The sequence below is a fragment of the Leifsonia sp. GW821-FHT13C09 genome (assembly GCF_058806435.1).
Genome location: NZ_JBXAPS010000002.1, coordinates 303,658 through 315,679, shown reverse-complemented (window position 1 = coordinate 315,679; position 12,022 = coordinate 303,658). Strand labels below are relative to the sequence as shown.

Sequence of the window (12,022 nt, the reverse complement as noted above, 5' to 3'; positions counted from 1 at the left end):
CATGACCGACATCACCACCACCGACGTGGCCGACGAGTTCCTCGACGGCCTGCTCGGCTCCCTCTCCCTGGAGCAGAAGGTCCGCCTCCTCACCGGCGCGTCGTTCTGGACCCTGCACGACGAGCCGCAGATCGGGCTGGAGACCATCGTGGTCTCCGACGGCCCGGCCGGCGTGCGCGGGCAGCTCTGGGACGAGCGCGACTCGTCCGCCAGCCTCCCGTCGCCGACCTCCCTCGCCGCGTCGTGGGACGTCGAGCGGGTGCACCGCCTGGGTCAGCTCATCGCGGCGGAGGCGCGCCGCAAGGGCGTCGGCGTCGCGCTCGGCCCGACCGTCAACATCCAGCGCTCGCCGCGCGGCGGCCGCCACTTCGAGGCGTACAGCGAGGACCCCTGGCTCTCCGGCGTCGTCGGCACCGCCTTCGTGAAGGGCGTCCAGTCCTGCGGCGTCGGCGCCACGCCCAAGCACTACGTGGCGAACGACAGCGAGACCGACCGCATGACCGTCGACGTCCAGGTGGACGAGCGGACTCTGCGCGAGGTGTACCTCGCCCCGTTCGAGCGCATGGTCGTGGAGGGCGGCGCCTGGCTGGTGATGTCCTCCTACAACTCGGTCAACGGCGTCACGATGACCGAGAACGACCTGCTGCGCTCGCCATTGAAGGAGGAGTGGGGCTTCGACGGCGTCGTGGTCTCCGACTGGATGGGCGTGCGCGACACCGTCGCCGCCGGCAGCTCGGCGCAGGACCTGGCGATGCCCGGCCCGGACGGCGTCTGGGGCGACGCGCTGGTGCAGGCCGTCCAGGCCGGCCAGGTGGACGAGGCCGCGATCGACGAGAAGGTGCGCCGCATCCTCCGCCTCGCAGGCCGCCTCGGCGCGCTCGACGGCGTGGAGGCCGCGACCCCGCCCGCCGAGCCCTGGCCGCAGGAGCGCATCGACGCCCTGCTGCGCGAGGCCGCGGCCGATGGGATGGTGCTGGTGCGCAACGAGGGCGTCCTGCCGCTCGATCCCGCTGCCGCACCGACCATCGCGCTGCTGGGCGAGCACGCCCGCATCGCCCGAACCCAGGGTGGCGGCTCGGCGACCGTGTTCCCCGATCACGTCGTCACCCCGTTCGACGGGCTGGTGGAGGCCTACGGCGCCGAGCGCGTCCGTTACGCGGCCGGCGTGAAGTCGTCGGAGTCGGTCCTCCCGATCGACGGGCGCGTGGCCACCGACCCGGTGACCGGCGAGCCCGGAGTGCACGTCCGCTTCCTGGCGGAGGACGGCGCCGTGCTGCTGGACGAGCACCGGGCCTCCGGCAAGCTCGTCTGGCTGGGCGACCCGATCCTCGGCGACACCGCCGTGGTGGAGGCCACCGCCGAGTTCACCGCGCCGGCGGACGGCGAGTACTCGGTCGGCTTCGCCGGCCTCGGCCTGTTCCGGTTCGAGGTGGACGGCGAGCTGAAGAGCGACGGCCTGTTCTTCCCGGAGGGCACCGACCCGTTCATGGCGTTCCTCAACCCGCCGAAGCAGTCGTTCCCCGTCGACCTGAAGGCCGGCCAGAGCGTCTCGCTGCGGCTGGAGCACCGCCCGCAGCAGCAGGCCGGGCTCGCCGCCGTCATGTTCACCTTCGGCTACGAGGAGCCCTTCTCCGACCCGGAGGCCGAGCTGCGGCGCGCCGTCGAGCTGGCCGCGGCCTCCGACGTCGCCGTGGTGGTCGTCGGCACGACCGAGACGCTGGAGTCGGAGGGCTTCGACCGCACCGGCCTGCGGCTCCCGGACGGTCAGGACGAGCTGGTCCGCCGGGTGCTCGCGGCCAACCCGCGCACCGTGGTGGTCGTGAACTCCGGCGGCCCGGTCATCCTCCCCTGGCTGGAGGAGGCCCCGGCCGTGCTGCTCACCTGGTTCCCCGGCCAGGAGACCGGCGGCGCGCTCGCCGACGTGCTCTCCGGCGTGCGCGAGCCCGGCGGCCGCATCCCGACCACCTGGGCGGCGGACGAGGAGGACGTGCCGGTGTGGCAGGTCGAGCCGATCGACGGGAAGCTGTTCTACGACGAGAAGCTGAACGTCGGCTACCGCGAGTGGCTGCGCCGCGCGGCCCTCGGTGGCCCGGCCCCGGCCATCCCGTTCGGGCACGGCCTCGGCTACACCGAGTGGGAGCTCGGCGAGGCGACCCTCGACGGCCGCACCGTCAGCGTCCCGGTCACGAACGTGGGCGACCGGGCGGGCAAGCAGGTCGTCCAGGTCTACCTGTCGCGGGTGTCCGAGTCGGACATCGAGCGCCCGGTGCTCTGGCTGGCCGGCTACGCGCTGATCCGCGCGCACGCGGGGGAGGCCGCGGTCGCGACCGTCGAGCTGGAGCCGCGCTCGCTGCAGTACTGGTCGGTCGACGACCACGCCTGGCGCACCGAGCCGGGCGAGTACGCCGTGCAGGTCGGCACCTCCGTCGCGACCCTCGGGGGGCCGATCCGGTTCACCGTGTGAGTCCGGGGCGGCTGCGCCGTCCGCTGCGAGACCCGCCCCCTCGGCCGTGACCTCCCGGCCGAGGGGGCGCACCATGTCCTCGCGATGGAGGGTGTGAACCGTCGGGTGATCATCGAGCCGGATACCCCGGCGGCGTCCGTGTGACGCGCGGGAGTGCCCGCGGCTGCTGCTGTCGGTGATTCTCGGGCAGGGCGCGGCCGAGACCGTCGCCGATGCCCGCGTGACCTACGGCCCGATCGCGCACTTCCCGTCGCAGGTGTCCGGTTGGGTAGAACGACGCGTCTCTCCAGTGCCGGCTCACCTGCGTCCGGCCGTGAATTCGCGTCACGTCGGCTGATGCGGGAGGGTGCACATGCGGGTGGTTCGAGCGGCGAGCGTTGTGCTGCTGGGCGCTGTCCTGGTCGTCGGCCTGACGGCGTGTTCGCCGATACGAAATCGGCTTATGACACCCGACCCTCCGGTCAAAGAGCAGCAGCGAGCGTCCGCGCTCTACTTCCGCGATACGTACCAACCGAACGTCGAGAAGGTCCGGTTCACGATGGACGGAAATCGCCCAGGACTCGGCGCGGCGTGGAGCGCCAACGCGATCGCGACCGTCGCTGGCAGTGACTACTACGTCATCATCGGGCCGGACAGCGGTGTGGCTTGGGTCGGAGGTACCGGCATGCCGCCCGAAGCGCCGACTCCTTCTCCGCACCTCCCACTGACGGTGATCTACAGCGACGGCACCTTGGAGGTGATCGAGTGACGACCGCCGCAACTCGGATGAAACACCGCGGGAACGGGCTGCGCGTGCGAGTAACTCGAGCGGTGAGCACCGTCCTGCTGACCGCTGCGCTGATTGTCGGCCTGACGGCCTGTTCATTGATAGGAGATCGCCTCATGACACCAGACCCCCCGGTCAAAGAACAGCAGAGAGCATCCGCACTCTACTTCCGCGACGAGTGGCGACCGAACGTCGAGAAGATCCGGTTCACTCGTGACGGCAGCAGGCCAGGCCTGGGGGTCCCCTGGTGTGTGAACGCCGTGGCCACCATAGAGGGCTTGGACTACCACGTGATTATCGGGCCAAACACGGGCCCGTCGTTCGTGGGTGGTGATGGTGTGCCCCCCGAGGCGCCGACGCCGGCACAGCACCTCCCCCTGACGGTGATCTATAGCGACGGAACGTCAGAGGTGATCGAGTGACGACCGCCGAAGAGTACATGGACCTGGCAGAACACGCATACCGGGTCGATCGTTTGATCCAAGACCCCCCGCTGAGCGTGGGCGAAGAATTCGGCGTCGGAAGCGACGCCAACAAGCAGCAGTATCGAGTGATCGAGACCCAGGATCACCCCGCGAACGGCTTCCAGGCAATGGCGGTCGCGCCGCTCGTGGACGGCGTTCCTGACCTGTCGCACATCGTGGTGTCGTACGCGGGTACGAACCCGGATCACCGCGCCGATGTGGTGGAGGACATCGTGACGGTCGTCGGCGGCACGCAGGGTCCGTTGAGCCAGGTCGCGGACGCGCAACGGTTCGCCGAGCAGGTGCGTGAGGCGCATCCCGACTCGTCCATCTCGACCGCCGGGCATTCGCTGGGCGGGTTCCTCGCCCTGCTGGTGGCCGCGGAGCACGGTTGGGACGCGACGTCGTTCAACGGCCCGGACCCGTGGGAGTGGTTGTCGCCGGAGGCGAAGAAACGGCTGGAGGCCGAGAAGCGCGCGGGCCGCGACCGGATGACCAACTACGTGATCGAGTGGGACCTGATCGGCAACCTCTACGCCCACCGGACCGGCTCCACCGTTTTCGTGACCGACGAGCCGGGCCGCAGCGAATTGGATTATCACAACATCGGCAAGGAGGGGGCGTTCACGTTCGAGGATGGTTCGATCGTGGGAGCCGGGGCGAAAGGCCGGCGGCTGGAGGACATCCTCGGGAACATGGTGGACTCCTCCCTCCCCGGGGCGTCCGAGGCCCTCTCTCCGCTGCTGCTGGGGCTGGCGGGCATCACCCGCAACCCTGCGGCGATGAAGACGCTGGGCAAGAACGCATCCGGGGCCCTGGTCGCGGTCAACACGGTCGCCGCCCTGGGCCTGGCGGCGAGCATCGGCGGCACCGCGGTCGCGCTGGTGGAGATCAAGACCGCCAACGGCCGGATCATCCCGCGGATGGAGGAAGGGTTGCTGGCGGCGAAGAACGCCGCCGCACTCCTGCCCACGATCACCGCCTACGACATCGAAGCCTGCATCGACCGGCACCGGCTCCACGTCCACCAGAACGTCGACACGGCCGCCGTCCGGGCCGTCGATCAGCGGATGGACCGCCACATCGAACGCGTCGGCCAGCTCAGCCAGGGCATCACCCAGGCGGTGCGCAACACCCTGGAGCAGGACGCCCACTGGGCCATCACCTTCGGACTCGGCGGATAGGAGGGCGTCTCATCATGGAGCGCTTCCTGGCAGAGCGCGACGCCACCGACTGACCGGGCCCGAATTGGGGCGCCGTCGGTGGGGCGCACCATTTCCTCCAGCGGCCGACCCGAGTAGCCTCGGGCCGGTAAGGGGGAACGCATGACCACACTCCACGGCCGCGAAGGCTCGGCCCTGCTCGTGATCGACGTCCAGAACGGCGTCATCGGCGGCGCCTACCGCCGCGACGACGTCGTCGCCAACATCCGCGACCTGGTCGACAGGGCGCGCTCGGAGGGCGTCCCCGTCGTCTGGATCCAGCACTCCGACGAGAACGTCGAGTACGGCAGCCAGGCGTGGGAGTACGTCCCCGAGCTCTCCCGCGACGAGGCGGAGGCGCTGGTGCCCAAGCACTACGCCGACGCGTTCGAGGAGACGCAGCTGGAGGACGTGCTCGCCGCCGCGGGTGTGGGCCGGCTGGTCGTGACCGGCTCGCAGACGGACGAGTGCATCCGCTCGACCATCCACGGCGGCCTCGTGCGCGGCTACGACGTGACGCTCGTCGGCGACGCCCACACGACGGAGGACCTGAGCGAGTGGGGCGCGCCGACGCCGGATCTCGTCATCGCGCACACCAACCTGTACTGGGGCAACCACCGGGCGCCCGGACGCACGGCGGAGGTCGTGCGGACCGCCGACGTCAGCTTCTGACGGCGGGCACCCCGGACACCGACACCACCTCGAGCGTGGTCCGCGTCTCGCCGCCCTCGGTGCGCTCGACCCGGATCGGCATCCCCGGGAGGTCCACGGCGAACCAGAACACCAGGGTCGCCTCGCCGCGCCGCACCGTGTAGCGGAGGCAGCGGCGCTGCTCCAGCGGACCGAGCAGTTCCACGCGATCGATCGTCGTGTGCTCGGCGGGGAAGGCCGCGTGCTCCTGCAGCTCCAGCCAGGTCGACCGCTCCCGCTCGACCGGGCCGGCGGGCCGCCCGTCCTCGTCGAGCGGCGTGTCCTCGATCCAGGCGCCCTCCTCGTCGCCCTCCGCGAACCGGATCGCGGTCAGGCCGCCTGGCGTGCGGACCACCGACACGCGCCCGGTCGGGCAGCCGGTGCGGATCTCCGCGGCGGTGAACGGCGTCGGCGCGAGCCCTGGCGCGAGGACGTGCGGGTCGGGGTCGGTCATGGCTCAGGAGTACCACACGGCGCGGTTCCGTCTGGTTGACTGAACCGGTGTTCCCCTACGAGCGCCTGCGCCGCCGCCCCGACGTCGAGGCGCCCAACCTTTTCGCGTCGGACGCCGCCGACCGCCTCCTCGCCGACGTCGCCGGCGACGACGTCCTCCTCGACGGGCTGGTCGTCATCGGCGACGCGTACGGAGCGCTCACCCTCGCCGCCGCAGTGCGCGGCGCCCGCGGCATCCGCGTGTGCCAGGACCCGCTGACCGGCGAGCGGGCGCTCGACGCCAACGCCGCCGAGCTCGGGCTGGCCGGCACGTTCGAGCACCGGCCGCTCGACGCCTCCCTCGTCGCCGGCGCCCGCACCGTGCTGCTGCGGCTCCCGCGCAGCCTGGAGGCGCTCGCCGAGATCGCAGCTCTGACCGCCGAGCACGCACATCCGGAGGTCGTGGTCTTCGCCGGCGGGATGCTCAAGCACATGACCACCGCGATGAACGGCGTGCTGGGTGAGGTCTTCGGCGACGTGCAGGCGTCGCTCGCCCGGCAGAAGGCCCGCGTGCTCACCGCCCGCACGCCAGAGCCCGCGGCCGCGATGGCGCTCGACCACTGGCCCGACCGGGCCTTCGACGAGGCGACCGGCCTCCACGTCTGCGCGTACGGCGCCGCGTTCGCGGGCGCGACCGTGGACATCGGGACACGGTTCCTGCTGACCGTGCTCAGCGACGCGGTGCCCGGCGCTCACACCGCGATCGACCTCGGCTGCGGAACAGGGCTGCTGGCCTCCGCGCTCGCCGTCTCCCGGCCGGGCCTGCGCGTGATCGCGACCGACCAGTCCGCAGCGGCCGTCGCGTCGGCGCGGGCCACCGCCGTGGCGAACGGCGTCGCCGAGCGGGTGGAGGTCGTGCGCGACGACGGCCTGGCCTCCCAGCCGGACGCGTCGGCCGACCTCATCGTCCTCAACCCGCCGTTCCACATCGGCGGCGCGGTGCACACCGGGATCGCGCACCGCATGTTCGCCGACGCCGGCCGGGTCCTGGCGCCGGGAGGCGAGCTGTGGACGGTGTGGAACTCGCACCTCGGCTACCGCCCGGCCCTGGAACGCGCGGTCGGCCCGACCCGTCAGATCGCCCGCAACCCCAAGTTCACCGTCACCGCCTCCCGCCGCGCCTGATCCAGCCGCCTTCGACCGCCCTGGGCGTGGACTATGCGTCGCTTCCGGGCCTCTCACGCTCGCCGCGGAGGTCGCAGCGCAGCCATAGCGCGCCCGTTCTACGGTCGAGGAGGAGAGGAGGACGCCGTGACCTCTCTGCCGCGCCGCCCGCGCCTGCGGGGCCGCCCGCGCCTGCGGGGCCGCCATGCGCTGCGCGCGCTGTGGGGCTCCCCGGTCCTCGGGGTGCCGGTCGAGGCGCACGAGGTGCGGACCGCGCGTCTGCTCCTGCGGCCCTACCGTTCGACGGACGACGCCGACTGGCGCCGCATCGAGGACGACGAGGAGGTGCGGCGCGGGCTGGACTGGCCGCTCCGGACCGCCCGTCAGGTGCGCGACCACCTGCTCGCGCGCACGACGCACACGGTGCTCGCCGCACCGGGCGACCTCCTCGTGCTCGCGGTGGAGCACGACGGCCACGTGATCGGCGACGTCTCGCTGCATCTGCGCACCGTCGCGCCGGAGACCAGGGTCGCGGAGATCGGCTGGTTGCAACTCTCCGCGGAGGGAGGCCACGGCTACGCGACCGAGGCCGCCGGCGCGATGCTGGACCTGGCCTTCGGCGAGCTCGGCGCGTGCCTGGTGACCGCGGTGGTGGACCGCGCCAACCTTTCGTCCGCGCGATTGGCGCTCCGATTGGGCTTCCGCCTGGCGGGTGGGACCACCCGACGGGCCACGTTCGTGCTGTCGGAGGCGGACTATGCCGGCGATCGAGCGGCCCAGCCGGTGTGCGGGGCTGGGGAGACGCCGCCGTTCGGAGCAAAAAGTATCGATAATCTCTGAGTAGACCGAGATTCACCTCTGTTTCCGTCTGTTTCGGTCAAATTAACAACCGATTTCGTGGTGAAAAAAGCTTGTCCTCGGGTCCTGGAATTGCTAACGTCCCCCTGTCGCATACGCGACCCTAGCCAGGGAGAGCAATGACGCAGGAATATTCCCGGCCGGACTCCGCTGCACCCGAAAGCGGAGCCGAGCCTCGCGGGGGCGAACACAAGCACGAGCTGCAGGCAAACGGAGTGAGCGCCGCCGGATCCATCGTGATGGCCGTCGCGGGCAGCGCGCCCGCATACTCCATCGCAGCCACCACCGCGACGCTCGTGGGCGCCGCGGCGCTCGGGGCGCCGGCCGCCCTGCTCTGGTGCGGCCTCCCGATGCTCGGCATCGCGTGGGCGTTCCTCTACCTCGGTCGCGCCGACGTGAACGCCGGGGCCACCTACTCGTGGGTCGCCCGGGCCCTCCACCCCATCCTCGGCTTCCTGTCGGGCTGGGCGCTGGTCATCTCGGCGACGATCTTCATGGTCGCGGGAGCCCTCCCGGCCGGCGCGATGACGGTCACGCTGTTCGCGCCGGAGCAGGCCAACAACGCCTGGCTGATCACCGGAGTCGGAGCGATCTGGTTCCTCGTGATGGCGGCGTGCGTGCTGTTCGGCGTTCACGTGACCGCGCGAGCGCAGTGGATCATGTCGCTCATCGAGGTGGGCATCCTCATCCTCTTCGCCGTCCTGATGATCGTGCGCGCGGCGACCAGCAGCCACGCCGGCCCCAACTTCTCGTGGGACTGGCTGGGCTTCAGCCACCTGACCGGCCAGGGCGTCTTCGTCTCGGCCGCGCTCATCGCCGCCTTCTATTACTGGGGCTGGGACGTCTCGTCCAACCTCAATGAGGAGACGAAGGACGGCCACAAGAACGCGGGGTCCGCCGGCATCATCGGCATCGTCATCGTCTTTCTGCTGTTCGAGATCTTCACCATCGCGACGCTGGTGATGCTGCCGTCGAAGACCATCGAGAACAACAGCGCCAACATCCTCTCGGTGCTCGGCGACGCGGTCTGGCCCGGGATCGGGGGCAAGATCCTCGTGGTCGCCGTCGCGCTCTCCACCATCGCGACGCTGGAGACAACGCTCATCCAGGTGACGCGCACCCTCTTCGCGATGGGCCGCGACCACACCATCCCGAAGGCGTTCGGCCGCATCCACCCGCGTTGGAAGACCCCGGCGTTCGCGACGCTCATCGTCGTCGGCGTCTCGATCATCCTGTTCATCGGCTCGAACCTTCTGGGCTCGGTCGGCGAGATCATGACCAACGCCATCGCGTCGATCGGAATGCAGATCGCGTTCTACTACACGCTCGCCGGCCTCGCGGTGGTCGTGGCCTATCGCCGGGTGCTGTTCAAATCGGTGAAGAACGCCCTCCTGATCTTCCTCTGGCCGCTCGTCGGCGCGATCTTCATGGGCTACATCTTCGTGATGGGCATCTCGCAGAACGACCCGATCGTGAACGTCCTGGGCGTCGGCCTGATCGCAGTCGGCATCGTCCCGCTGGTGCTCTTCTACCGGAAGGGGAAGGCGTACTACTCTCGCCGTCCGCTCGAGCTGCCGGATGAGCTCGACGCGAAGGCCCCGGCCAACATCGACGACAGGGACCCGGCCGCGCTCTGACCCGAGCCGAACGCGGCCCTGTCTGCCCGACGCAGACGCCGAGCATCCACTGACCCCGGGATGCTCGGCGTTCGCGTCTGTGCTCGGCGTTCGCGTCTGTGCGCGGGGCCGCGTCTTCGACGCCGCGTAGAGTGGGACGCATGAGTTCGCGCGGAGCACGGGTCGTCCGCGGCTTCGCGGCCGCCGGCGTCGCGACGCTCGTCGCCGCACTGTCCCACATGGCGGGAGGCGGAGAGGCGCCGAGCGCCGTCGCCCTCACGCTCAGCCTCGTCTTCTCGTCGCTCGCGAGCATCGTCCTCGTCGGACGGCGGGTCGCGCTCTGGCGTGTGACGCTGGCGGTGGCGGTCAGCCAGTTCCTTTTCCACGCCCTGTTCACGCTGAGCCCGTCGGCGAGCTTCAGCGGGATGCCGATGGGTGGGCATCTGCACGCGGGCATGCACCTCACCCTGGTGCCGGGCGCGGCCTCCGGCGCCGCGACGGCCCGCCCGACCTTCCTGTGCCCGACCTTCCTGGGCCCGACCTTCTTGGGCGAGGACGGCTGGATGTGGCTGGCTCACGCCGCGGCCGCCGCCCTGACCATCGCCGTGCTGCTGCACGCCGAGCGGACGCTGCTCGCAGTCGCCCGCTTCACGTTCTTCCGGCTGCGCCGGTTCGTCGACCGCGTCGCTGCGGTGACGCCGGTGGCGCTGGGCCGCGTCTCCGCGCCGATCGACACTGCTCCCGCAACCCTGCACGGGGTCGAGGCGCTGATCGGCGCGATGCGGCGCCGGGGGCCGCCGCGGGTCGTCGTCCCGGCCGGCTGAACGCTCGCTCGTCGCCGTCCGGGGAAGGCAGGCTCACCCCCTCTCCCCACCCGGCCGCCTCCGCGCGGTCGAGAAATCGGACGAACCCATGAACCGCAGTTCCGCGCGCACTCGCGCACGCTCCCTCACCTCCCGCACCCGCACCTGGGCCGTCGCCGGCGCCGCCTCGGTCGCCGCCCTCGCCCTCGCGCTCTCCGCCCCCCTCGCCGCCAGCGCGCACGTCACCGTCGGACCGGACCAGGCCGCACCCGGCAGCTACGCCACCCTCACCTTCAAGGTCCCCACCGAGTCGGCGTCCGCGGGCACCGTCAAGCTGGAGGTCGACCTCCCAACCGACACGCCCCTGGGCTCGGTCGCATACCAGCCCCTCACGGGCTGGACCACGCAGGTCGTCACCGAGAAGCTCGCGAAGCCCATCAAGACCGACGACGGGACCGTGAACGAGGCCCCGGTCAAGGTCATCTGGACGGCCGCGTCCGGAGTCCAGGTCGCCCCGGGCCAGTTCCAGCAGTTCGTGATCTCGGCGGGCGCGATGCCCGACACCGGCAGCATCCTCCTCCCGGTCCACCAGTACTACTCGGACGGGACGGTCGTGAACTGGGATCAGACGACGCCGGCCTCCGGCGCAGAGCCTGAGCACCCCGCGCCCACGGTGTACATCAACGACGCGCCCCCGGCGGCCGGCTCAGCGTCGCGCGTGCTGGCGACCTCCGCCGCGACGGCGCCGGCCGCCGCCTCCCCCGGCGCCGCGGCCGTCGCGATCGGCCTCGGCATCGGCGGCCTCGCGCTGGGCGCAATCGCGCTCGTCGTCGCGGTGTTCGCAGTGACCCGGCGGCCGCGTGCTACCACGAAGGAGCAGTGAGATGACGAGAACGACGCGCGTGCTCGCCGGGATCGGCGCCATCGTGGCCACCGTCGCGCTGGCGCTGGCGCCCTCCGTCACCGCAAGTGCCCACGACTATCTGGTGGCTACGTCACCCGCGAGCGGCTCCACGCAGACCGAGCCGCTGACCCAGGTGAAGCTGACGTTCAACGACCGCATACTCGACCTGGGCGGCGACGGCTCGTCCGCGGTCCTCCGGGTGACCGGCGCCGGCAAGCACTACGAGACGGGATGCCCGACCATCCTCGACACCGCGGTCTCGGCTCCGGTCGCGCTCGGCGCCGCCGGCGCGTACACGGTCGACTGGCAGGTCGTCTCCGCGGACGGCCACACGGTGTCCGGCTCCTACGGCTTCACCTACCAGCCGCCCGCCGGCACGTCGGCCGCCCCCGGCAGCGCCACCCCGGGCTGCGCGAAGTCCGCGACCACGGTCGCCGCCCCCGCGCCGACCTCGACCGCGTCCACCGCCGTGCCCACCAAGGCGGCCGACGACAACCTCGGCCTGGTCATCGGCATCGCGATCGGCATCGTGGCCCTGGCCGTGATCGGAGTCGTCATCCTCCTCCTCACACGGAGGCGCCCGTCGGCAACGGAGGAGTCCAGCCCCGACACCCCGTCCGACCGCAGCTAGCGGAGGACATCAGCCCCTCCCACCGCCG

12 protein-coding genes are annotated in these 12,022 nt (G+C 71.3%); 11 read left to right on the top strand and 1 reads right to left on the bottom strand.

What is annotated here, in order from left to right; genetic code table 11:
* Position 1: 1 nt before the first annotated feature.
* The 5 genes from AC1ROW_RS09585 to AC1ROW_RS09565 all read left to right on the top strand — a co-directional run bounded on the left by AC1ROW_RS09585 (position 2) and on the right by AC1ROW_RS09565 (position 5,568).
* The gene (locus AC1ROW_RS09585; protein WP_493018653.1) at positions 2-2,464 is read left to right on the top strand and encodes a beta-glucosidase H; all 2,463 of its coding nucleotides are present in this window, start codon (positions 2-4) and stop codon (positions 2,462-2,464) included.
* Positions 2,465-2,816: 352 nt separating this feature from the next.
* Entirely contained in the window at positions 2,817-3,212 is a 396-nt protein-coding gene (locus tag AC1ROW_RS09580) for a hypothetical protein (RefSeq protein ID WP_493018652.1), read from the top strand.
* A gap of 134 nt (positions 3,213-3,346) precedes the next feature.
* On the top strand, positions 3,347-3,652 hold the full coding sequence (locus AC1ROW_RS09575) for a hypothetical protein (protein WP_493018651.1): 306 nt from the start codon (positions 3,347-3,349) through the stop codon (positions 3,650-3,652).
* On the top strand, positions 3,649-4,878 hold the full coding sequence (locus AC1ROW_RS09570) for a Tle-like phospholipase domain-containing protein (protein WP_493018650.1): 1,230 nt from the start codon (positions 3,649-3,651) through the stop codon (positions 4,876-4,878). The genes AC1ROW_RS09575 and AC1ROW_RS09570 overlap by 4 nt, the downstream gene beginning before the upstream one ends.
* 141 nt (positions 4,879-5,019) lie before the next feature.
* Positions 5,020-5,568, top strand: a complete 549-nt coding sequence (locus AC1ROW_RS09565; protein WP_493018649.1) for an isochorismatase family protein — start codon at positions 5,020-5,022, stop codon at positions 5,566-5,568.
* On the opposite strand, the gene AC1ROW_RS09560 is transcribed toward AC1ROW_RS09565, so the two are convergent.
* The gene (locus tag AC1ROW_RS09560; protein WP_493018648.1) at positions 5,558-6,040 is read right to left on the bottom strand and encodes a hypothetical protein; all 483 of its coding nucleotides are present in this window, start codon (positions 6,038-6,040) and stop codon (positions 5,558-5,560) included. The genes AC1ROW_RS09565 and AC1ROW_RS09560 overlap by 11 nt on opposite strands.
* A gap of 47 nt (positions 6,041-6,087) precedes the next feature.
* On the opposite strand from AC1ROW_RS09560, the gene AC1ROW_RS09555 reads away from it, so the two are divergent.
* The 6 genes from AC1ROW_RS09555 to AC1ROW_RS09530 all read left to right on the top strand — a co-directional run bounded on the left by AC1ROW_RS09555 (position 6,088) and on the right by AC1ROW_RS09530 (position 11,994).
* The gene (locus AC1ROW_RS09555; protein WP_493018647.1) at positions 6,088-7,203 is read left to right on the top strand and encodes a class I SAM-dependent methyltransferase; all 1,116 of its coding nucleotides are present in this window, start codon (positions 6,088-6,090) and stop codon (positions 7,201-7,203) included.
* 126 nt (positions 7,204-7,329) lie between these two features.
* Positions 7,330-8,022, top strand: coding sequence for a GNAT family N-acetyltransferase (locus AC1ROW_RS09550; protein ID WP_493018646.1), 693 nt, complete (start codon positions 7,330-7,332; stop codon positions 8,020-8,022).
* A gap of 233 nt (positions 8,023-8,255) precedes the next feature.
* Positions 8,256-9,677, top strand: coding sequence for an APC family permease (locus AC1ROW_RS09545; RefSeq protein WP_493018645.1), 1,422 nt, complete (start codon positions 8,256-8,258; stop codon positions 9,675-9,677).
* Between the two features lie 140 nt (positions 9,678-9,817).
* On the top strand, positions 9,818-10,480 hold the full coding sequence (locus AC1ROW_RS09540; RefSeq protein ID WP_493018644.1) for a hypothetical protein: 663 nt from the start codon (positions 9,818-9,820) through the stop codon (positions 10,478-10,480).
* Between the two features lie 88 nt (positions 10,481-10,568).
* The gene (locus AC1ROW_RS09535) at positions 10,569-11,342 is read left to right on the top strand and encodes a YcnI family copper-binding membrane protein (protein ID WP_493018643.1); all 774 of its coding nucleotides are present in this window, start codon (positions 10,569-10,571) and stop codon (positions 11,340-11,342) included.
* Position 11,343: 1 nt separating this feature from the next.
* Positions 11,344-11,994 (top strand): copper resistance CopC family protein, encoded by a 651-nt coding sequence (locus AC1ROW_RS09530; RefSeq protein ID WP_493018642.1) that lies wholly within the window; start codon positions 11,344-11,346, stop codon positions 11,992-11,994.
* Positions 11,995-12,022: the final 28 nt, after the last annotated feature.